This is a genomic window from Streptomyces sp. NRRL WC-3618, assembly GCF_001280005.1.
Lineage (GTDB): Bacteria > Actinomycetota > Actinomycetes > Streptomycetales > Streptomycetaceae > Streptomyces.
The window spans coordinates 1-248 of sequence record NZ_LGDW01000399.1 but is presented as its reverse complement, the minus strand read 5'-3'; the positions used below and the strand labels follow the sequence as shown (position 1 = coordinate 248).

The following is a 248-nucleotide window of genomic DNA, read 5'->3' as shown; positions in this document are numbered from 1 at the left end:
CTCGGCCTGGTCGGCGTGATCGGCACCGCGCTGGGCGCGCTGCTGCGGTCGGTGGCCGGCGGCATCTCGGTGCTGGTCGCCACGCTGATGCTGATCCCGGGGCTGATGTCCCTGCTGCCCAGCTCCTGGCAGGACGACATCAGCCCCTACCTGCCGAGCAACGCGGGCGAGTCGATGTTCGCCCTGACCCACGACAGCACCACCCTGTCCCCCACGGCCGGGCTGCTGGTCCTCCTCGGCTGGACGGC

Annotated in this window: 1 pseudogene; it reads left to right on the top strand. The window is 72.2% G+C overall.

Annotated elements, in window-relative coordinates:
- Positions 1-248 (top strand): annotated as a pseudogene (locus tag ADL01_RS27495) (ABC transporter permease); the annotation flags it as partial.